The following is a 20,038-nucleotide window of genomic DNA, read 5'->3' on the forward strand; positions in this document are numbered from 1 at the left end:
AGCCGTTCAAAGTGCATCTCAGCACCCTGAACGGCTTTTCTTATTAAGTTAAATCACGTTTTAAAAACACAGTATATGAAATACATAAAAATACGAACAAATAAAGTAGCAACATACATGATGCAAACGGGAATGTTACTCCATCAATAAAACTTCCGTTCTTTGAAATACTATATAAATCTGTGTTTGCTGGCAATAAATATTTCGCCCAGTTATATCTAGTGGCTGCTAATAACGCAATATTGCCTGATAAAGCAAGGAATAGTGAAATACCAATTGCACCTCCACTAGATCTCGTTAACACAGAAATCATAAATGCAAACGATGCGTACACAACCGTTGGTAACCACGATAAAACATAATATTTACTTGCTTCTACAAAAATGTTTTGTTTTATTATATTTCCATCTTGGAAAATAAACTCACTCCATGCAGGCTGTTGGAATTTATAAATAACAAGTCCACATAAAGCGGAGAAGATCATATTAAATATAAATAATAAAGCTGCAAATATAACGATTGCTAAAAATTTTGCTGTTAAAATTTTAAAGCGACTCGCTGGTCGTATCGTTAAAAATTTATATGTTCCCCAGCTATATTCATTCGCAAAAATTGTACTTGCATACACGAGGATAAATGGGAGCAAAATTGGAAATACGATAAAACCTGTATCTCTCATGAAAGAAAGTGGAGAACTGCTTGCCGGTGCTGTATCCGTATCTAAATGCTTCATCTTAAGCTGGTATTCTTTTACAAGCTCATCCCCTGATTTTTCTGCTAAAATAGCTTCTTTTTTCATGCCAAGCTTTTTCTCAATTTCTACAGTTCGTTCTGTATAATCTACTTTCCATCCTTTTGTTTCCGGTTCAAAATACTTTACCGTAACCCATCCTAATCCGATTATTAATACTGCAATAACTGCAAATGGAATAATCGTTCGCTTCCGCTTAAATATTTTATACAGTTCGTTATATACTAAATTAAACAATATCTTTTCCCCCTGTTAATTCTAAAAATTGCTCTTCTAACGTTTTTCTTTCTTCATATACACGATACACTTGAATATTTTTCTCAAGCAATGTACGAATAACATTTGGGATTTCTTCATCTTTTACATTAATAAGTAATTCATTATCTTTTACTAAAACATCATGCCCTAATATTTCTGCTGCTTTATTCGCATCATCTACACGTATACGGATCGTCTCCATCTCTTCGCTTTGGCTATGCTGAATATTTTGCGTAGCCACATATTCCCCGTGCTGAATAATGATAACTCTGTCACACATTAATTCAACTTCTGAAAGTAAGTGACTTGATACAAGTACAGCTTTTCCTTGTTCATGTGCAATTTTTTTTATGTACATTCTCATTTCATGTATTCCACTAGGGTCTAATCCATTTGTCGGTTCATCTAGTATCAACACGTCTGGATCGTGAATAAGTGCCTGAGCGATTCCTAAACGTTGTCTCATGCCGAGTGAATACGCTTTTACTTTGCGATCAATTACTTGTCCCATCCCTAACAATTTCACTACTTCATCGATACGTTCTTCGGTCACATTACCATTCATTCGTCCGAAATATGTTAAATTTTCATAGCCGCTCAAAAAAGGATAAAATTCAGGTGTCTCAATTACCGCTCCAATTTTCGCAGCTGTTTTTTCGAATTGCTGTTTCACAGATTGACCATCAATCCATACTTCACCTTCTGTCATACGGATCATACCAACCATCATTCTCATTAAAGTCGTTTTTCCAGCACCGTTTGGTCCGAGTAAACCGACAACCTCGCCTTTTTTCACTTCAAAACTAATATTTTGTACAAGTGTCTTTGATCCGATTCGCTTCGTTAACCGATCGACTTTTACAATTGATTGTTCATTTGTCATTCTATACAACCTTTCCTTCCCATTCTTTGTCAGGTCTTTTCACTGTAACATGATTATTTTTATGTGTAAAATGGAAAAAGGCATGATTTCTCATGCCTTTTTCTTGAAATGCAACGAATTTTTATCTTGTAAACTTTGAACAAATCGAAAACATTGCACCATCGATAATAGAAGGATAACAATCATAATTATACTCACTACTACTATTGCATATATTGTAATCGGTGCACTATTTATCCCTTGTATTCCTGCTATTCTTATAAAGATAATCGTAAATAATTTTAAAAATAACATCCCATTAACTAATCCAAAAACAAACGCTGCTCCATAAATGAATAATTGCTCCTGACATAATAAACATAGTACTTCTTTTCTTTTTATATTTTCTGCTACATAAGATGTAAACTCCTCTCTCCTCACTAGCAAAAGGGAGTACATCATTTTATATGTAGTAAAAATACATATGAAAATTAGTACAATAAACAGTGTGTAAAAATACATTTGAAATACAAATGCATCCCCTACTTTCAAAATAGCTCCTTCATTAAATTGTAACGATATCATAAAAAACAAAATCATAATACTCATAGCAATCCACATAAATTGCTTCATCCTTTTGGTAGCAAATGTTCTAATATTTTTTCTCGCTAACCGATATAAAGACATAAAATTCTTCCCCTACCTTATTACATACGCATTCTATACTACTAGTGTATAAAAATATGACATTTTAAACATCGCACTACAATCGGAATTTCTTCTAAGTCTTTAGTCCTAGAAAACGAAATGATAAAAAATCACATTTAGAATATAATTGTAAAAAGGAGGAGATTGCATGCGTATAAAATTACTATCAATCTTGTTTTTATTATTACTCACAAGTTGTAGCAAAATAAAAAACAATGAAGTTGCCATTGTTGAGCCATACAAATTAACAAAAGAGCAAGCTTCTATTTTACAAATGACTCCTTTTCAAGAAGGAAATAGCATGTTTTATAACGTTACGCTTAAAAATGATAAAGATGAAATAAATGCTACAATTGATTATTATAACAATGGTAAAAAAACAAAAGAAATTGCTAATATAGCTACCTCACATTTTTCAAAAAAGAAAGTAAAGCTTTCTTTTTTACCACCACATTTCCAATTCGATAAAGATATACAAGAAAAAAGGCAGTGGTATATGAATATTGAAGGTGCTTCAACGCTTGTTCATGAAGAAGCACCACCAAGCGTAAATAGCTCCGCAACTACTACAATCCAATCTATAAAAAATTTAAAATACAATCAAAAAACAATTTTAGCTGCTGTAATCCAAACAAGTAAAGAAACTGTAAGCGTCCCTACAATTGACGAAGACAAAGGTATTGATTTACTCTTAAAAGAAAATGAACACGTTTATCTATTTAGTATCGAGCTAAAAAAAGAACAATAAAGCGGAAATGCAACTTAAGTTGCATTTCCGCTTTATTGTTTAACAAGGTGTACTTTTATAAATCTGAATTAACTTCATTTTCTGTTACTACTATTACTCATCTTCTACTTCTATTCTTTTCTTCTCTCTTGCAATTTTTAAAAACTCTAGCAACTCTGGATTACTATTCATTTTTTTGTAAGCCACTGACATTTCTGCCACAAAATTAGAATCATATAATTCTTTATATACAACTTCTGTTTTATATAACTTATTTGCCGATACGGGTATTACTGTAATTCCAATCCCTGCCGCTACAAGCCCCATAACTGTTTGATACTCTGTTGCTTCTTGTACAATACGTGGACTAAATCCAACTTCTCTGCAAAGAGATAAAATTGTATCATACAAAGCTGGCCATACTGGTCTCGTAATAAATACAAACGGCTCATCTCGTAAATCTTCTATATGTATTTCATCTTTCTCTGCAAGTGGATGTGCCTTTGGTAAACATAAGGTACAAGATAACCTTTGAATTGGCTCTAATTCTAATAATTGTGTTGGAATTGGTGGACGTAAAAAGCCAATATCAATACGGTTATCATGAAGTGCATGAACTTGATCTGGTGTTGACAATTCATGTAATGCAACAGACACTCTCGGAAATTTCTTTCTATATTCCCTAACAATTGATGGTAAAATATCATATATCGCCGCACCTACAAAACCAATTGAAAGTGATCCTACTTCTCCCCTTTGCGCACTTTGTGCAACTTCTACTGCTTTTTCAATTTGTTCAAACGCTTTTTTTACTTCTTTTAAAAACATTTCTCCTGCTTCTGTTAGTTCAACCTTTCTTTTCGTTCTTGAAAATAATGTAACTCCCATTTCTTTTTCTAATTGCTGTATTTGTTGACTAAGTGGTGGTTGTGTCATTTGTAAACGAGCAGCTGCCCGTCCAAAGTGTAACTCTTCTGCCACAACAACAAAATATTGCAAATGCCGTAATTCCATTTTTGGACACCCTTTTCACTTTCGATTAATATGTCTAATATATTAATAACATATAATTTATATATTAGACAAATATTTTGAATGAACGTATAGTAGAAATTGTTAATTCTTTTTTACAATTTTTATGTAAAAAAAGAAAGAGGTGGTTACTGTATGAAATGGTGGAAGTTAAGCGGACAAATTTTGTTACTATTTTGTTTCGCTTGGACAGGTGAATGGATTGCAAAACAGGCACACCTCCCAGTTCCAGGAAGTATAATCGGTATTTTTTTATTATTAATTTCGTTAAAATTTAACCTAGTTAAGAAAGAATGGATACAGGACGGAGCAGATTTTTTATTAAAAGAACTTATTTTATTTTTCATCCCTTCTGCAGTCGCTGTCATACGTTACAGAGATACACTAACACAATATGGAATCGATCTCATTTTAATTATTATGATTAGCACTCTTTGCGTTACCTTAGTTACAGGACTTTTAACAGAATTGCTACTAAAGCGGAAAGGATCAACGCAATGATCGGATTTCTTTGTTTACTATTAACACTATTCACATATTGGATATCAAAAAAAATGTATCAACGTTGGAATTGGAGTCTACTTTCTCCTCTTCTCGTCTGTCCCATTATTTTAATTGCTTTATTGCTCGGATTAGATACACCTTATGAAACATATGAATCTGGTGGTCACTGGTTAACTGAATTATTAAAGCCCGCAACAGTTGCTTTTGCATGGCCAATCTATAAATATTTTGATTTATTAAAGAAACATGGAATGGCTATCTTACTTAATGTCATTGTCGGTTCGTTTTTATCAGTCATTACTTCAGCACTACTAGCAAATTATTTTCAAATTGATTCATCACTAGAACATAGTTTAGCGCCACATATCGTAACAACACCAATCGCAATGGCTATTTCAGAAATGATTGGTGGTATGTCACAATTAACTGCTGTATTTGTCGTTTTAACTGCCTTAACAGGAGCATTGCTCGGTCCTTCTCTCATACGCATTTGCCGCATTAAAACAGCAATCGCAAAAGGTATTATGTTAGGAACGAGCGCAAATGGAACCGGTACATCAAAAGCATTCGAAATCGGTCCTGTGGAAGGAACAATTGCAAGTTTATCCATGCTTTTAACAGCAGGCGCTAGTTTAGTTATCGTTCCGCTTTTCTTGTCTTGGATACATTAAAGAAGCAAGTATTTACATACTTGCTTCTTTATCTATATATTGGCACAGCAATTCATAATCCTCTGGAAAAGCTAAACACAATTGTTCAATTTCATGTATCCCTTTCCAAGCAATTTCATGTATTAACTCATCAGGATCTTGGATTTTCATATTACCGCCTATTTGTTTAACAAAATAATAATGGACATACACTGGAACACCGTATGTAATACCCTCTTTTTCATATATTTTATTTACCACTTCCACATTGTAACCTGTTTCTTCCCAAACTTCCCTGATACAACATTCTTCTAGTGTCTCTCCCTTTTCAAGTCCTCCACTTGGGACAGACCATCTTTTTTCTTCTCCCTCTTTGCCCTGCAGTACCATTAAAACTTCATTTCTTTCATTTACACATACCGCTGCACTACCTATCCATCTCTCCATAAACATCCCTCCCCTACTAAAATTCGCCCTCTTTTTTATTTTCCCCTTGAAAAAAAGAGGAAAATAATAAAACAATGACGAAAAATTATATCAACTTCATAGACAATCCTTTTTTAGAAATTAAAACTGGAAGGATGAAAATATGATTTCTAATTATGTTGTGGAATGTGTCTTTTGTGAAGAAAATCGAAAGGCTCGCCAAGCTATTGTCACAGTTCCCGCGACTACTCAGCTACTAGCCATTGAAAAAGTGCGTGCGGAATGCAAACGTCGCTTCGGAAAAACTGTATTATTACAAACAGAAATTAAAGAAAAAATTGTTTTTGAACAAAAAGAAAGCCGACCATAAATTGGTCAGCTTTCTTATCCGATCATATTTTCACATGAAGATTAGGGGCATCCTCTTTAAGGATCGGGATTTTCCCATTATGTACGTTCCATAATGGTCATCGAACAATATATTTCTATGCAATTAACTATTGAATAGAATAGGGCAAAACTTGTTCGCATTTTTAGAAAAGGGATAGGGATATAATTCAAGTAGTACTTCGAATACTCGAACTTTACACTCATAATATTAAAACAAATCCTTTTATATGGGAAATATGAATTACCTACATAATTCATTCGTAAAATATATTAATAGTTTGCTATATTAATTTTATCCCGCTATTTGTAAGCAGTAACCCCCTACTTATTATAATTTCACCTTACTCCATCAATAGCATACATCCAGCTAAAACCGGTGTCATAATCATCGAAAACCTCAAAAGCATTCGCGGTGCATAATTTGTAAACTTCGCGCCAATATATGCCCCTAACATGGTCCCAATTAATACTTGCAATAACAATATATAATCTAAATATCCTTCCGAACTATATCCTAGACCGCCTCCAATTGCAATCGGTAATATAACAAGCATTGTTGTCCCTACAGATTGCTGAATCGTTAATCCCAATAGAACCATTAATCCAAGCTGAATAAACGGTGCAGAACCAATCCCAAATGAACCAGCCATCATTCCAGTAACTAATCCAAGGCATATACATTTCAACAAGTAGTTCATGGAAAACTCTTTATGCTTATATAAAGATGACTGTTCTTTGTTTTGGAACATAATTAATTTAATAAACATAAAAATTGCCGATAAAAATAACATCCCAGCTGTAAACCAATGAAGAAGATGTGCTGGTATAAGTGAACCAAATTTAGAACCAATATAAGAGCCAATTGCGCCAAATCCCCCAACAATCCCGCCTATAATAAGTGCTACATTACCTTCACGGTAATGACTGACAACACCTGATAATGTCGTAAACGCCATTGCAGTTAAAGATGTTGCAAGAGCAACATGAATAGGAATATGAAATACTAAAGTGAGTATCGCGATAATAAACCCAGCTCCTCCAGCTCCAACAAATCCTAATAAAATACCCATTACTAACATTGTTATAATAATTGCCACAGACTTTCCCTCCAGTAACACAATTATCCATCATATTTATCCTTACATACAAATAAAAAGCATCCTAGATGGATGCTTTTTATTTGTATGTACTTAATCTTGATTAATCAAAATAACCGCTGGACCAGCTACTACTACTCCAGCTACTTCTATTTTTTCAAATTCCTTTACTGTAATAGATATAACTCCTTCTCTTTCCATCAATTCTTTACTCAGGACATCAGTCGGGATTGCTTTCACCGTCTTACCTCCTTTTCATTTATACAATATGATAAAGTGAAACTTTCATCAGTGGGGTTTTGGTCCGTACTTATTGATTATTAACCCTCACCAATCGGGCGAATAATCGCCCAATGCATCTATATATATGCATCACCTCCGCTTTCATTCCTTATTCCACTCAAAAACCTTCTCCCCCTTCCTTGACATATTGAAAAATAAAAAAGAAGCTATAACATATAGCTTCCCTCCACGTTTCTTTAATCTTTATGCACCGTATATTCCATGACTTTACCATCTCTATCAAATTGTAAAATAAGCTGTTCGCTATCTATTGGGATAAAGCCACGTTCAGTCCCAAGATAATACAAAGTGATAACTCCTTCTCCCCCACTTCTCGTTTCCGTTGGGGCTCCTAACAATTGTGTAATTTCTTCATTTGATTTCCCTATTAATTTATATTTTTGTAATAGATCATCTACCATATGTACCCGCTTATCTGCATGATTTAACCATCTATTTTGATTAAACTTTGATGTATATTCATTTACACTTAGTTGTACAGTGCACACTATTAATGGTATGAGTGCTACTATTAACCCCCCAACATTTGCTTCTTTTCTTCATTACGATTTTTAGAAACATATAAAATAGCCCTTTGAATCATGACTAATAAAACAAATGGTATGAATACTACAAAAATGCTCCTTACACTTAAGGGTATATGGACCATATCAATGACGAATATAAATACAATGTACATTACTATATACAAACAAAAATAGACATACAAAATGCCACGTAGCATAGCGTTCAGAAAGATCTCCCCTTTTAACTCACTATATAATTCATCCGGCTAATCATTTCTCGAATCTGTTCTAATTCTTGCACTGTATATACTATTTTTCCTGCTAAGATTTCATTTCTGAAGAACGTTACAATTTGCTCCCGATCTTTTAATCTAGGTGTTTCCTCACTTGAAAGATCTATTATTTCTTTTCCATTTTCATTATAAAAATATACAACTGGTTTTACCTTTTCTTTTATACTATTAGCCTGCATTTCTTTCAAACAATTGTATAAAATTTGAGATAGTTTCTTCGCCTTATATACTGGATTCCCTTCATTTTTCACTTGTATAGTTGCCGAATCTTTACCTACTATATATTCAAATGTCTCTTCTTTTTCAAGTTCTTGTTGATACTTACCCATTTCATCAATCATAAATGAATATATACCAGCATTTTCTTTCGTTAAACCATGAATTAATTTCTCTTCCCATTCTTTCGTCTCAAGTAGATAAATACCAGTTTTGCACAAAATGAGATGATGGATTCGATTATCGTTTATTTCACTATTATTTTTAATAAAAACATTCGGCATGATTTCAATTTCAGCATCTAATATGATGCCTTGCTCTATGAATCCTCGCTTCATATAATGTAATGTTTCGTACGTATTCATTTCAGCGCCGTTTTTAGTATATTCTCGTAAATTTGCAATTAATTTTTGAAACATATGTATTTCGTTATTATGTTTATTTTGTATTTCACCACGTTCTTTACTATGTTGCATAGCTAATTGATTCTTCATCATACGCATATTTTCAATTTCTCTATTTGCACTTACTTGTAAATCATTGTATTTTTTCTGTTCCATATTTTTTAAATTATTTTGTTGTTCTTTATGCTCTATCACCGTAGCTGCAATTTCGTTTTCATACGTTTCAATTGCTTGTTTCTTTTCAAATTCTACTTGCTGACTCTCTGATTCTAACTGTTTATTTTTATAAAACAGCACAAATACTACAGCTAATAATATTAAAACCGCACCTATTAGCACATAATTCATATTTTTACCCCTTTATTTCATTTTCGATTATTTTTTATAAATATATCTATTATAGTATACTATGGTTTCGATATAGACTTTGTAAAAGTTGTATATTTTTAATAAAAGGCACCTCTGACGGGGCACCTTTTATTTTCACTCTATTGTACACCATACTGAATATAACTTGGATCATAGTATATCCATTGATTTGTCCCTAAGCAAAGCCATCCATCTTGCTTACTCCATACTCGATACGATTCACCATGATGTAACTGTCTTATAACATTTCCATTTAATGATGGAGCATCACGCAAATTTACATTATCACCAGTAATAGTCGCCACATAATGTTTATACTGAATATAACTCGGATCATTATATACCCACTGATTTGTCCCTAAACAAAGCCATCCATCTTGTTCTCCCCAAACTTCATATGTTTCGCCACGATTCAATTGGCGAATTACACTAGACTGCAAAGATGGTCCACTTCTCAAATTCACATTATCTCCATTAATTATAGCAACCCCGTACACTGGAGTTGCATTATTAGGCGGGGAAACATTACCTCCACCACTTGCTCCATTCCCTTTTAAAGCTTCTAATGAAACTGCAGCTGATACATCACAATTTCCTACGCCTGAAATTTGTCCAGAATCTGTGTACTGCCACGCTGTCCACGTTGTCCATCCACCAGCATCAGCAGGCGGTGTACTCGAGTATTTAGCAATCCAAAGCGGTATATCACTTAATCCGCTAATTCCGAACTCATTAATATACCAAACTCCTGTATATAACATTACATCTTTTCCAGTAGCCTGTTTCACATAATTTATGAAGCTTCTTGCCCAATTCGATATAGCGTTACCAGTTAAATTACTGTTACTCGGATCTATTGGTGATTCTAAATCCAGAACTGGCATTAAGTCTGTCTGGTTATTTTGTAATATACTCACAAAATATTTCGCCTCTGAAATTGCATCATTTTGTTCTGGGCGTGCAAAATGGTATGCACCAATTAATACATTCGCATTTCGTGCTGCTTGTACATTCTTAGTAAAAGTAGGATCAATGTAGTTTACACCTTCTGTCGCTTTTGCATACGCTGCTGGAATTCCAGATGCCTTCACTGCATTCCAATCAATATTCCCTTCCCAATGAGACACATCAATAAACGTAACATTTGAACTTGATCTGTTTTGCATATAAAATCTCCTATCATTTTTTTACTTCGTATACATACAATATGTACAAGTTTCATAAGAGGACACGACATTTATGCTATAGAAACAAAGAGTAAACATATTTTGTATACAAAATAAAAAAGACCTTGTATTACAAGGCCTTTTGCAAACTCACTTTATTTTGTAGCAAATACATATTATAATACAAACCTTGCTCACTTAATAATTCTTGATGTGTCCCTCTCTCTACTATCTCTCCATCATGCATCACAAAAATTTGATCCGCATCTTGAATTGTAGATAACCTATGCGCAATGGCTATCATCGTTCTACCTTTTCGCATTTGTTGCAACGCTGTTTGAATAGCCTCTTCTGTTTCTGTATCGATATTAGCTGTTGCTTCATCTAATACTAATACTTTCGGATTCGTTGCTATCGTTCTAGCAAAAGCAATTAATTGTCGTTGACCGCTTGAAAATGCTGCACCTCTTTCTACTACTTCTGTTTCATACTGTTTTGGTAACTTTTCAATAAACGTATTCGCTTGCACAAATCGAGCAGCTTCTTTTACTTCTTCATCCGTAATTTCTTCATTATACATACGAATATTTTGCTTTACATTTCCAGCAAATAAAAATGCATCTTGCAATACGAGTCCTATTTTCTTTCTAATTTCTCGTTCTTCAAATTTTTCTAAATCTACACCGTCTATTACAATATTTCCTGACTTAATATTATAAAATCGCATTAACAAATTCATAATCGTACTTTTTCCGCTACCAGTATGCCCAACAAAAGCAACCGTTTGCCCTTGTTTCACGTGAAATGATACATTTTTTAAAACGTCACGCTTTCCATCATATGAAAAAGTAACATTTTTAAATTCAATATCTCCATCCACGATTTGAGGATTCTCATTGCCTTTTTGAACCGGTGCTAAATCTTTCTCGTCCATTAAATGAAATACACGTGATGACGAAACAAGTGCCTGTTGGAAGAAGGACAATTTCATCATCATCTCATTTACAGGTTGGAAGAAACGATGTATATAGTTAACAAAAGCATATAAAACTCCTACTTCAACAGGGCTCTTTAAAGCATCAATCCCAAATAAACCTAGTACTAACGCAATAGCTACAATATGTACTAAATCCGTAGCTGGTCGTAAAAGTAATGCGTCTAACTTCAAAGTACGTCGCCCTGCACTATAATGTTTATTATTCACTTCTTCAAACTCTTTTCTCATACGTTTTTCTTGTCTGAACACTTGAACAATATTCATTCCTTGTATGGACTCGTTCAACTTTGCATTTAACACGCTTAGTTGATTACGTACTTCTAAATAAAAAGCTGCACTTTTCCGGCGATATAATACCATAATCGCAAACATTATCGGAATTAATACGAGAGAAAATAGCGCTAATTTTACATCTAATAAAAACATCGCTACTAAAATACCTACTAAAAAGACTACATTTTTTACAAATGTTGATAATACACTGACATAAAAATCTTTAATCGCTTCCGTATCATTTGTTATACGCGATACAAGTGTACCAATCGGCGTACGATCAAAGAAACTTAATGACAGCTTTTGAACATGTTCATATACTTCAACTCGCATATCTTGAACAATCTTAAAAGCAATGTTCTGAAAGTACAATAGATTTAAATACGTAAATAGTACTTTTAATAAATGAGCAACTATGTAAATTACAAATAAAGTAACGAGCGCTGATCGTTCAAAATCCCGCGGTACTAGGTGTTCATCGAGGAATTGTTTAATTAAAAAAGGACCCATCATTTCCGTTACTGTCGCACCAACTAAAAAGATAAATGCTAAAGATAGTAACCCTTTATATGGCTTCATATAGGAAAGCAATCTACTTAAATCACTTCGCTTCTTCTCTACCATCATACGCCTCCTTTCTCGACTAAAGCTTCTAATTGCTGGCTTTCATACATTTCCTTATACCAGCCGTTTTCCTTCATTAATTCCTCATGTGTACCTCTTTGTACAATTCTACCTTCATCAACAACAAGAATAAGATTGGCATGCTGAATTGCACTTAATCGGTGTGCAGTAATAATCGTCGTTTTCCCTGCTCTCTCCCTCTTTAAGGCACTTAAAATCGTCTCTTCTGTTTTTGCATCTACCGCTGATAAACAATCATCCAAAATTAAAATTTCAGCATTTGTTAATAAAGCACGAGCAATAGAGATTCGCTGTTTTTGACCACCAGATAACGAAACACCTCTTTCCCCTACTACTGTTTCATATCCTTCTGAAAATTGGAGGATGTCATTATGAATACAAGCAATCTCTGCTGCTTGGGTAATTTCATTATATGTAGCATCCGCCTTTCCAAAGGCAATATTCTCGCCAATACTTGCTGAAAATAAAAAATGATCTTGCGGCACGTATGAAATGGCAGAACGGACACCATGAAGTGTTATATCTCGAATATCTCGCTCCCCAATTTTTAATTCACCATTAAAATGATCATACTCACGGATTAAACATTTTAATAAAGTCGTTTTCCCTGCGCCTGTACGTCCTACAACTCCTAGCGTTTCGCCCTTCTTCAAATCAAAGTGAATATCGTTTAAATGTAACAATTCATTTTTCTTATACGAAAATGAATCAACGGCAAACGAAACATTACCGCTCGCTATTGTATGTACAGCATTTTCGCTATTTACTACATCTGATTTTTGTGAAAGAATTTTTTCTACACGGTCATATGAAGCACGCCCACGCTCCATAATATTGAATAACCATCCAAACGCTAACATTGGCCAAACGAGGGTACCTAAATATGTCGTAAATGTAACGAGATCACCTACTGTTAATTCACCTCTTACAACTAATACCGATCCGTAACATACTGCGATTAAAAAAGAAAATCCAACGATAAGAGAGATTGTCGGATCAAATAACGAATCAATACGTGCAACTAACACATTTTTATGTACAACATCTTCTGATTTTCTTCGAAACGCCTGTAAATCTTCTTTCTCTTGTCCAAGCGAGCGAATCACTTTCATTCCACTCATACTCTCTTGCACTTTATCATTGATTTCCGAAAACGATTGCTGTGCTTTATGAAACCTTTTATGTAATAAAGTTCCATAATAATTTGTCGAAATAGCTACAATCGGCATTGGAATTAAACTTAATAATGTTAACTTCCAACTAATTGTAAAACCCATCGCTACGAGTACACATCCTCCGACAGCTAATGAGTCAACAAGCGTCAAAACACCTGCTCCAGCAGTTTGCTGGATCGCTTGAATATCATTGGTCGCATGTGCCATTAAATCACCTGTCCGATTTGACTGATAGAAAGATGGACTCATCTTTGTAAAATGTTCATACAAATTTTTTCGTAATTGGCGAGCTAATTTTAATGAAGACCCGAAAATCATAATACGCCATATGTAACGTAATATGTACATCGTAATACCTACAATTACTAATAGTACAACCCATTTTAGTAACTTATCGGTCGTCAATGTTCCATCATTAATTTCATCTACAACGATTCCAATTACTTTTGGTGCTACAAGTTCTAAAAGTGCAACGCCAAACAATAAAATAATTCCAGTTATGTACGCTCGTTTTTCTTGTTTAAAAAACCACGCTAAATTCATAAACACTTTCATTTTTTTCCTCCTCCCTTAAAATGAGCGATGTTTTCAGTTTACCAAAAATACAGAATTTTTAAAAGTTTTAAAAACTATAACTAACAAAAAGAAAGACACTCTTAGCGAGTGTCTTTTAGCGCTTATTTCATTTGTTGCTTGTTCATTGCGCTCATCATTTGATTGATTTTCTTTTGGGAAGGTTTTTGTCCCATTTGCATCATCATCATTTTTAACATTTGTTCGTTAATTGGTGGATTTTTTTGTAAGTAATTCATCATGTATTTGCGGGCAATGAAAAATCCTAACGCCACGCCTGCTACTAGTGCTACTACGCCCACTAGAATACCTAACCAAATTGGCATATATTTTCCTCCTTCATGTTGTCTACCTTACAGTGTACTAAAACCTTTTCAATAAGACAAGATACAATTCGACATTTTTTACACATATGTTCGTACTTGTTTTAGAGGATTCAGCCATCCGTACTTTGTATTTTCATAATCCATAGCTAAAAATGTTAATTCACACTTTCTTAACACCTCAAAGAACGTCGTTTCCATAGAGACATTTCCAGAGGTATTCATACGAATATAGTGCGGTTTCACCATTATTTCGCCGTACTCCGCTCCCGTATAAAGTGTATGTGTATGATGTGTTCTATCATATTTACCAAGAACGCGCAAAGCTTGTTCTAATTTATGATGAATTTTCATTACTTGCAATGGCATCGTTATATACATCATTTGCTTATATAACACTTTTTTCTCCGAAAGGGACCCAGATTCTGAAAATCGAGCAAATAAATCAAAAAACAAATATTCACGACCAAAATAAGCTTTCGCAATATCCTCTTGAATTAAATACAATTCATACGTTTTCATTTTTCCACTCCCAATCTGGACAACCTTTTCTCTTCATTATATATAAGAAAATTTGCAATGATTGTCTGACTGCGGAGAGATAAAAAACTTTTTCTGTCGAAAAAACTCATTTACATAGAAAAACCTCTCCATGCCGGAGAGATTTTTCTGAAATGATTAAAGCATTTCTTTTACTTTACGAACAACGTTCTCTACAGTAAATCCATACTCTTCCATAATCTTCTCACCAGGAGCAGAAGCACCGAATGTATCGATACCTAACACATCTCCTTCAAGACCTACGTAACGGTGCCATCCGAATGTAGCACCCATTTCGATTGCGAAACGTTTTGTTACTGCTTTTGGTAATACAGATTCTTTGTACTCTGCAGTTTGAGCTTCGAAGCGATCCATAGATGGCATGCTGACAACAGCTGCGTCAACGCCGTCTACTGCTAATGCTTTTTGAGCTTCAACAGCTAGGCTTACTTCAGATCCAGTTGCAAGTAAGATTACGTCAGCCGTTTCTTTCTTGCTTGCAGAAACTACATATGCACCTTTTGCTACTTTTTCATACGTATCATCTTTTGCACCTTCTAATGTTGGAAGGTCTTGACGAGTTAATACTAAAGCAGTTGGTTTGTTTGTAGATTCTAAAGCTAGTCTCCAAGCTGCAACAGATTCGTTACCATCAGCAGGACGGATAACAGAAACGTTTGGCATTGCACGAAGCGCTGCTAATTGCTCGATTGGTTCATGTGTTGGACCATCTTCACCAACAGCGATACTGTCATGTGTGAATACATACGTTACTGGCAATTGCATTAATGCTGCAAGGCGAATTGCTGGACGTAAGTAATCAGAGAATACGAAGAACGTACCACCGTAAGTTTTTAAACCACCATGTAGTGCAATACCGTTCATTGCTGCACCCATTGCGAACTCACGTACACCGTACCAAATGTTTTTACCGCTGTAATCATCTCTTGTAAAGTCTTTTTCGTTATTCATGTATGTTTTGTTAGAACCAGCAAGGTCAGCAGATCCACCGAAGAATGATGGTACAGACTCTGCAATTGCATTAATTACAGCACCAGAAGAATTACGAGTTGCTGCTTTTGATCCTAATTCATAAGTTGGTAAGTTTTGCTCCCAACCTTCTGGAAGTTGACCGTTCATTGCTGCTTGGAATTCGTTTGCTAATTCTGGGTATGCTTGTGCATATTCACCTAGCATCGTGTTCCACTCAGCTTGCGCAGTTTCACCAACATCTTGTACTGTTTTACGGAAGTTGTCATATACTTCTTCTGCTACGTGGAAGTCTTGCTCAGCAGTCCAAGCATATGCTTCTTTCGTTAATTTTGTTTCTTCTACACCAAGTGGAGAACCATGTGAAGCTGATTTTCCTGATTTGTTTGGAGAACCGAAACCAATTGTCGTTCTTACTTCAATTAGCGTTGGGCGTTTTTCGTCAGCTTTCGCTTCTTCAATTGCTTTCGCGATTGCTTCAATATCGTTTCCATCCTCAACACGGATTACTTGCCATCCGTATGCTTTGTAACGATCTTCTACACTTTCAGAGAATGAACGATTTAAATCGCCATCTAATGAAATATCGTTTGAATCGTAAAGCACAACAAGACGACCTAATTGTAAATGAGCAGCTAATGAAGATGCTTCAGCAGAAACGCCCTCCATTAAATCTCCATCACCACAAATAGCATATGTATAATGATCTACTACATTATACGCATCACGGTTATATTTAGCAGCTAAATGTCTTTCAGCCATTGCCATACCTACAGCAGTTGCAATACCTTGTCCAAGTGGACCAGTCGTTGCATCTACACCAGCTGTATGACCATACTCAGGATGTCCTGGAGTTTTGCTTCCCCATTGACGGAAGTTCTTTAAGTCATCCATTGTTACATCATAACCAGATAGGTGAAGTAGGCTGTATAATAACATTGAACCATGACCTGCAGATAATACGAAACGATCACGGTTAAACCACGTTGGGTTATTTGGATTGTGTTTCATAAATTGAGTCCATAATGTATAAGCCATTGGTGCTGCACCCATTGGCATTCCTGGGTGACCAGAGTTTGCTTTTTCAATCGCATCGATGGATAATGTGCGAATCGTGTTGATAGAAAGTTGTTCGATTGAATGTGACATGCTATTCTTCCCTTCGCTTATATTAGTAAACGTTTTATACATTTATATGATAGCTTCCCACGCAAGATTATACAACATGTATCGACAAATATGTTGATATTTTTTTGATTTTTTATAAAAAAATCAATGTTTCCGGGAATGTATGGGCATTCAATATGACATACTTTTTCATTATTTTTATTTTAAAAAGAAAGGGAATTATCTGTATATTTATACAAATTTCTTCTATACTTACTTTTTTAAATAAGTTTTTAAAAACATAAAAAAGCATCTAACTTCGATGCTTTTCAAATAAGTTAAACAATCCGTTTCCGAATCGAGCTTGAAATCAAATCAATTATAATTACCATTAAAATAATACCTAATAAAATAATACCAACACGAGACCAATTCCGTGAACTCAGCGCAAAAATTAAAGGTGTACCAATCCCTCCTGCTCCGATAACTCCTAAAATCGCAGCGGATCGTACATTAATTTCAAATCTGTATAACGTATACGATAGAAAATCTGGTAACACTTGCGGTAACACCGCATACCAAAGTATTTGAAAACGATTTGCTCCTGTTGCTAGTAATGCTTCCGTCGGTCCTTTATCTATGTTTTCAATTCCTTCTGAATATAGTTTTCCTAACATTCCAATAGAATGCAATCCTAAGGCTAATACTCCTGCAAAAGAGCCTGGACCAACAGCTTTTATAAATAAAAGAGCCATAACTAATTCAGGAAACGTACGAACAAAACTAAGTACAAATTTCCCAAATCCTGAAGTTAATTTTCCACTACTCATATTCGTTGCCGCCCAAAAAGCAAACGGAACAGATAAAAATGCAGAAATAAATGTACCTAATATCGCAATTGCCAACGTATCAATTAATCCATGTAATAAATCTTCACCATCTGGCAAAGATACATACGACCAGTCTGGAGTCAATATCCCTGTCATAATTGCTTTTGTAATTTCTCCCGCCGTTTCCTTTATTCCCTCTAGCGGTACTCCTGAAAAAGCCCATATATAAACAAATGTAAGTGCTATAAAAATAAACGAGCGATACACACTCGGTTTCTTCGGTTTTGGTACGATTATCGTCGTTTTACTCATTATAATTTCTCCCGCAACAATGTACTTACATAATCAATTACCAATACAACAACAAGAGTATAGATGATAATAGATGCAGTTTGTTGATATTGTAAAAATCCAAGTGTACGATCATAATATAGTCCAATACCACCTGCTCCTACTAAACCTAGGACAGCCGCTGCCCGTACATTCACCTCAAATGTATATAGTACATAGGAAACAAAGTGTGCTTTTACTTGTGGAATGACTCCATAAACAATCCATTGCACCTTATTAGCCCCTACAGCTGTCATCGCTTCTAGTGGGCCAGGGTCAATTGATTCAATTGATTCATACAACAATTTCGCCACGAGCCCAATTGAGAAAAAAGTAAGAGCTAAAATACCCGGAAGTGGTCCTATTCCAAAAATAGCTACGAAAATTGCCGCTAATAATAAATCTGGTATCGTTCGAATAAAATTTAAAATCAATCGAGCTGGACTGTATAAAAATGTACTAGTAAACACATTACTTGCCGCAAACAGTGCAAGTGGAATAGCTAAAATCGCTCCTAAAGTCGTCCCAATAATCGCCATACGTATTGTATCTAACATTGCTGTTGTAATAACTTGAAAATAACTCCAATCTGGCGGCACCATTTCTTTTAACAAATCCATTATATTAGGAAAACCAACTACTAGCTTTGAAAATGATGCGTCGACCTGTATACTACTTCCCCACAACAGTAAAATGAATAGAATAAACGTTAACATATGTTTTAACTTACTCGGCGGCTTCGGTATCGACTTCGAATATATCGTCACATCATTCATTTAGCTGCCACCTCTAACAATTCACTTTTCTGTGCTACGTCACCATAAATTTCAGCAAACTTTTCATCCGTTGCTGCTTCTACTAAACCATCAAAAACAATTTCGCCTGCATGTAATCCAATAATACGCGTCGCATATTGCCTAGCTAAAGCAATAGAATGTAAGTTTACAATTGTTGTAATTCCAAAATCTTCATTAATTTTCTTTAAATCATCTAATACTTGCTTTGTTGTTAGCGGATCTAACGACGCAACAGGTTCATCTGCCAATATGATTTTTGCTTCTTGCGCCAATGCTCTAGCTATCGATACACGTTGTTGTTGTCCTCCTGATAATTCATCAGCACGTGCATATGCTTTTTCTAAAATATTCACTCTTTTTAACGCTTGAAATGCGAGCTCCACATCCTCTTTCGGAAACAAACCTAACGTTGTACGCAATGTCGAATGATATCCAACACGGCCAGCTAATACATTCTTCAATACTGTTGATCGCTTTACAAGGTTAAAACTTTGAAAGATCATACCAATATCCCGGCGCATACGTCGTAAATCTTTTCCTTTTGCAGCAGTAATAGACTCACATTCAATCATGATTTCGCCTTCTGTAATCTCATGAAGACGATTTACCGATTTTAGAAGTGTAGACTTTCCAGCTCCGGACAGCCCTACCATTACAACAAACTCACCTTTTTGAATTTTCAAGTTTATATTATTCAATCCTTTTGTACCATTTGGATACACTTTGGAGACATTTCGAAATTCTATCACACATCTTACCTACCTTCTATGTATTCAAAACGGCAAACTAACTGAAA

Annotated in this window: 21 protein-coding genes and 1 pseudogene; 4 read left to right on the forward strand and 18 right to left on the reverse strand. The window is 34.8% G+C overall.

Annotated elements, in window-relative coordinates; translation table 11 throughout:
• Positions 1-43: 43 nt before the first annotated feature.
• The 3 genes from ACUN13_RS25305 to ACUN13_RS25315 all read right to left on the reverse strand — a co-directional run bounded on the left by ACUN13_RS25305 (position 44) and on the right by ACUN13_RS25315 (position 2,558).
• On the reverse strand, positions 44-988 hold the full coding sequence (locus tag ACUN13_RS25305; RefSeq protein WP_000482759.1) for an ABC transporter permease: 945 nt from the start codon (positions 986-988) through the stop codon (positions 44-46).
• The gene (locus ACUN13_RS25310; RefSeq protein WP_000180622.1) at positions 981-1,892 is read right to left on the reverse strand and encodes an ABC transporter ATP-binding protein; all 912 of its coding nucleotides are present in this window, start codon (positions 1,890-1,892) and stop codon (positions 981-983) included. The genes ACUN13_RS25305 and ACUN13_RS25310 overlap by 8 nt, the downstream gene beginning before the upstream one ends.
• A gap of 90 nt (positions 1,893-1,982) precedes the next feature.
• The gene (locus ACUN13_RS25315) at positions 1,983-2,558 is read right to left on the reverse strand and encodes an ABC transporter permease (RefSeq protein ID WP_445424011.1); all 576 of its coding nucleotides are present in this window, start codon (positions 2,556-2,558) and stop codon (positions 1,983-1,985) included.
• 169 nt (positions 2,559-2,727) lie between these two features.
• Here ACUN13_RS25315 and ACUN13_RS25320 point away from each other — a divergent pair, with 169 nt between their 5' ends.
• A complete protein-coding gene (locus ACUN13_RS25320; protein WP_001220612.1) occupies positions 2,728-3,327 on the forward strand; it encodes a hypothetical protein in 600 nt (199 codons plus the stop codon).
• A 93-nt stretch (positions 3,328-3,420) separates the two neighbouring features.
• Here the strand turns inward: ACUN13_RS25320 and alsR are convergent, their stop codons facing one another.
• Positions 3,421-4,320 carry an acetoin biosynthesis transcriptional regulator AlsR gene (alsR, locus tag ACUN13_RS25325; RefSeq protein ID WP_000423234.1) on the reverse strand — a complete coding sequence of 300 codons (900 nt, stop codon included), beginning with the start codon at positions 4,318-4,320 and terminating at the stop codon, positions 3,421-3,423.
• A gap of 153 nt (positions 4,321-4,473) precedes the next feature.
• Between alsR and ACUN13_RS25330 the strand changes: the two genes are divergently transcribed.
• Both ACUN13_RS25330 and ACUN13_RS25335 read left to right on the forward strand, forming a co-directional pair.
• Entirely contained in the window at positions 4,474-4,839 is a 366-nt protein-coding gene (locus ACUN13_RS25330; RefSeq protein ID WP_000872365.1) for a CidA/LrgA family holin-like protein, read from the forward strand.
• A complete protein-coding gene (locus tag ACUN13_RS25335; RefSeq protein WP_000578954.1) occupies positions 4,836-5,513 on the forward strand; it encodes an LrgB family protein in 678 nt (225 codons plus the stop codon). The genes ACUN13_RS25330 and ACUN13_RS25335 overlap by 4 nt, the downstream gene beginning before the upstream one ends.
• Before the next feature lie 12 nt (positions 5,514-5,525).
• Here the strand turns inward: ACUN13_RS25335 and ACUN13_RS25340 are convergent, their stop codons facing one another.
• A complete protein-coding gene (locus ACUN13_RS25340) occupies positions 5,526-5,939 on the reverse strand; it encodes an NUDIX hydrolase (RefSeq protein WP_000442981.1) in 414 nt (137 codons plus the stop codon).
• Between the two features lie 142 nt (positions 5,940-6,081).
• Between ACUN13_RS25340 and ACUN13_RS25345 the strand changes: the two genes are divergently transcribed.
• Positions 6,082-6,288 (forward strand): DUF3903 domain-containing protein, encoded by a 207-nt coding sequence (locus ACUN13_RS25345; protein WP_000625222.1) that lies wholly within the window; start codon positions 6,082-6,084, stop codon positions 6,286-6,288.
• Between the two features lie 361 nt (positions 6,289-6,649).
• Here ACUN13_RS25345 and ACUN13_RS25350 read toward each other — a convergent pair whose 3' ends face one another.
• The 13 genes and pseudogenes from ACUN13_RS25350 to phnC all read right to left on the reverse strand — a co-directional run bounded on the left by ACUN13_RS25350 (position 6,650) and on the right by phnC (position 19,991).
• A complete protein-coding gene (locus tag ACUN13_RS25350; RefSeq protein WP_000974659.1) occupies positions 6,650-7,405 on the reverse strand; it encodes a sulfite exporter TauE/SafE family protein in 756 nt (251 codons plus the stop codon).
• A 93-nt stretch (positions 7,406-7,498) separates the two neighbouring features.
• Complete coding sequence (locus ACUN13_RS25355; RefSeq protein WP_000644411.1) at positions 7,499-7,645, reverse strand: BC1881 family protein; 147 nt, start codon at positions 7,643-7,645, stop codon at positions 7,499-7,501.
• 239 nt (positions 7,646-7,884) lie between these two features.
• Positions 7,885-8,432, reverse strand: a pseudogene (locus tag ACUN13_RS25360) (hypothetical protein).
• A 23-nt stretch (positions 8,433-8,455) separates the two neighbouring features.
• Entirely contained in the window at positions 8,456-9,475 is a 1,020-nt protein-coding gene (locus ACUN13_RS25365; protein WP_025689692.1) for an NERD domain-containing protein, read from the reverse strand.
• A gap of 140 nt (positions 9,476-9,615) precedes the next feature.
• Positions 9,616-10,662 carry a GH25 family lysozyme gene (locus ACUN13_RS25370; RefSeq protein ID WP_001181393.1) on the reverse strand — a complete coding sequence of 349 codons (1,047 nt, stop codon included), beginning with the start codon at positions 10,660-10,662 and terminating at the stop codon, positions 9,616-9,618.
• Positions 10,663-10,792: 130 nt separating this feature from the next.
• Positions 10,793-12,556, reverse strand: a complete 1,764-nt coding sequence (locus tag ACUN13_RS25375; RefSeq protein WP_445424012.1) for an ABC transporter ATP-binding protein — start codon at positions 12,554-12,556, stop codon at positions 10,793-10,795.
• The gene (locus ACUN13_RS25380) at positions 12,556-14,307 is read right to left on the reverse strand and encodes an ABC transporter ATP-binding protein (protein ID WP_000862455.1); all 1,752 of its coding nucleotides are present in this window, start codon (positions 14,305-14,307) and stop codon (positions 12,556-12,558) included. Before ACUN13_RS25380 ends, ACUN13_RS25375 begins: the two co-directional genes overlap by 1 nt.
• Positions 14,308-14,429: 122 nt before the next feature.
• Entirely contained in the window at positions 14,430-14,651 is a 222-nt protein-coding gene (locus ACUN13_RS25385) for a YneF family protein (protein ID WP_001123317.1), read from the reverse strand.
• Between the two features lie 78 nt (positions 14,652-14,729).
• On the reverse strand, positions 14,730-15,170 hold the full coding sequence (sirA, locus tag ACUN13_RS25390; RefSeq protein ID WP_000860645.1) for a sporulation inhibitor of replication protein SirA: 441 nt from the start codon (positions 15,168-15,170) through the stop codon (positions 14,730-14,732).
• Between the two features lie 156 nt (positions 15,171-15,326).
• Positions 15,327-17,327 (reverse strand): transketolase, encoded by a 2,001-nt coding sequence (tkt, locus tag ACUN13_RS25395; protein WP_000019766.1) that lies wholly within the window; start codon positions 17,325-17,327, stop codon positions 15,327-15,329.
• Between the two features lie 296 nt (positions 17,328-17,623).
• A complete protein-coding gene (gene phnE, locus ACUN13_RS25400; RefSeq protein ID WP_000047897.1) occupies positions 17,624-18,427 on the reverse strand; it encodes a phosphonate ABC transporter, permease protein PhnE in 804 nt (267 codons plus the stop codon).
• Positions 18,427-19,221, reverse strand: coding sequence for a phosphonate ABC transporter, permease protein PhnE (gene phnE / locus ACUN13_RS25405; protein ID WP_001000763.1), 795 nt, complete (start codon positions 19,219-19,221; stop codon positions 18,427-18,429). The genes phnE (ACUN13_RS25400) and phnE (ACUN13_RS25405) overlap by 1 nt, the downstream gene beginning before the upstream one ends.
• Positions 19,218-19,991, reverse strand: a complete 774-nt coding sequence (gene phnC / locus ACUN13_RS25410; protein WP_000569244.1) for a phosphonate ABC transporter ATP-binding protein — start codon at positions 19,989-19,991, stop codon at positions 19,218-19,220. Before phnC ends, phnE (ACUN13_RS25405) begins: the two co-directional genes overlap by 4 nt.
• Positions 19,992-20,038 lie beyond the last annotated feature (47 nt).

The sequence above is a fragment of the Bacillus cereus group sp. Bce041 genome (assembly GCF_052646455.1).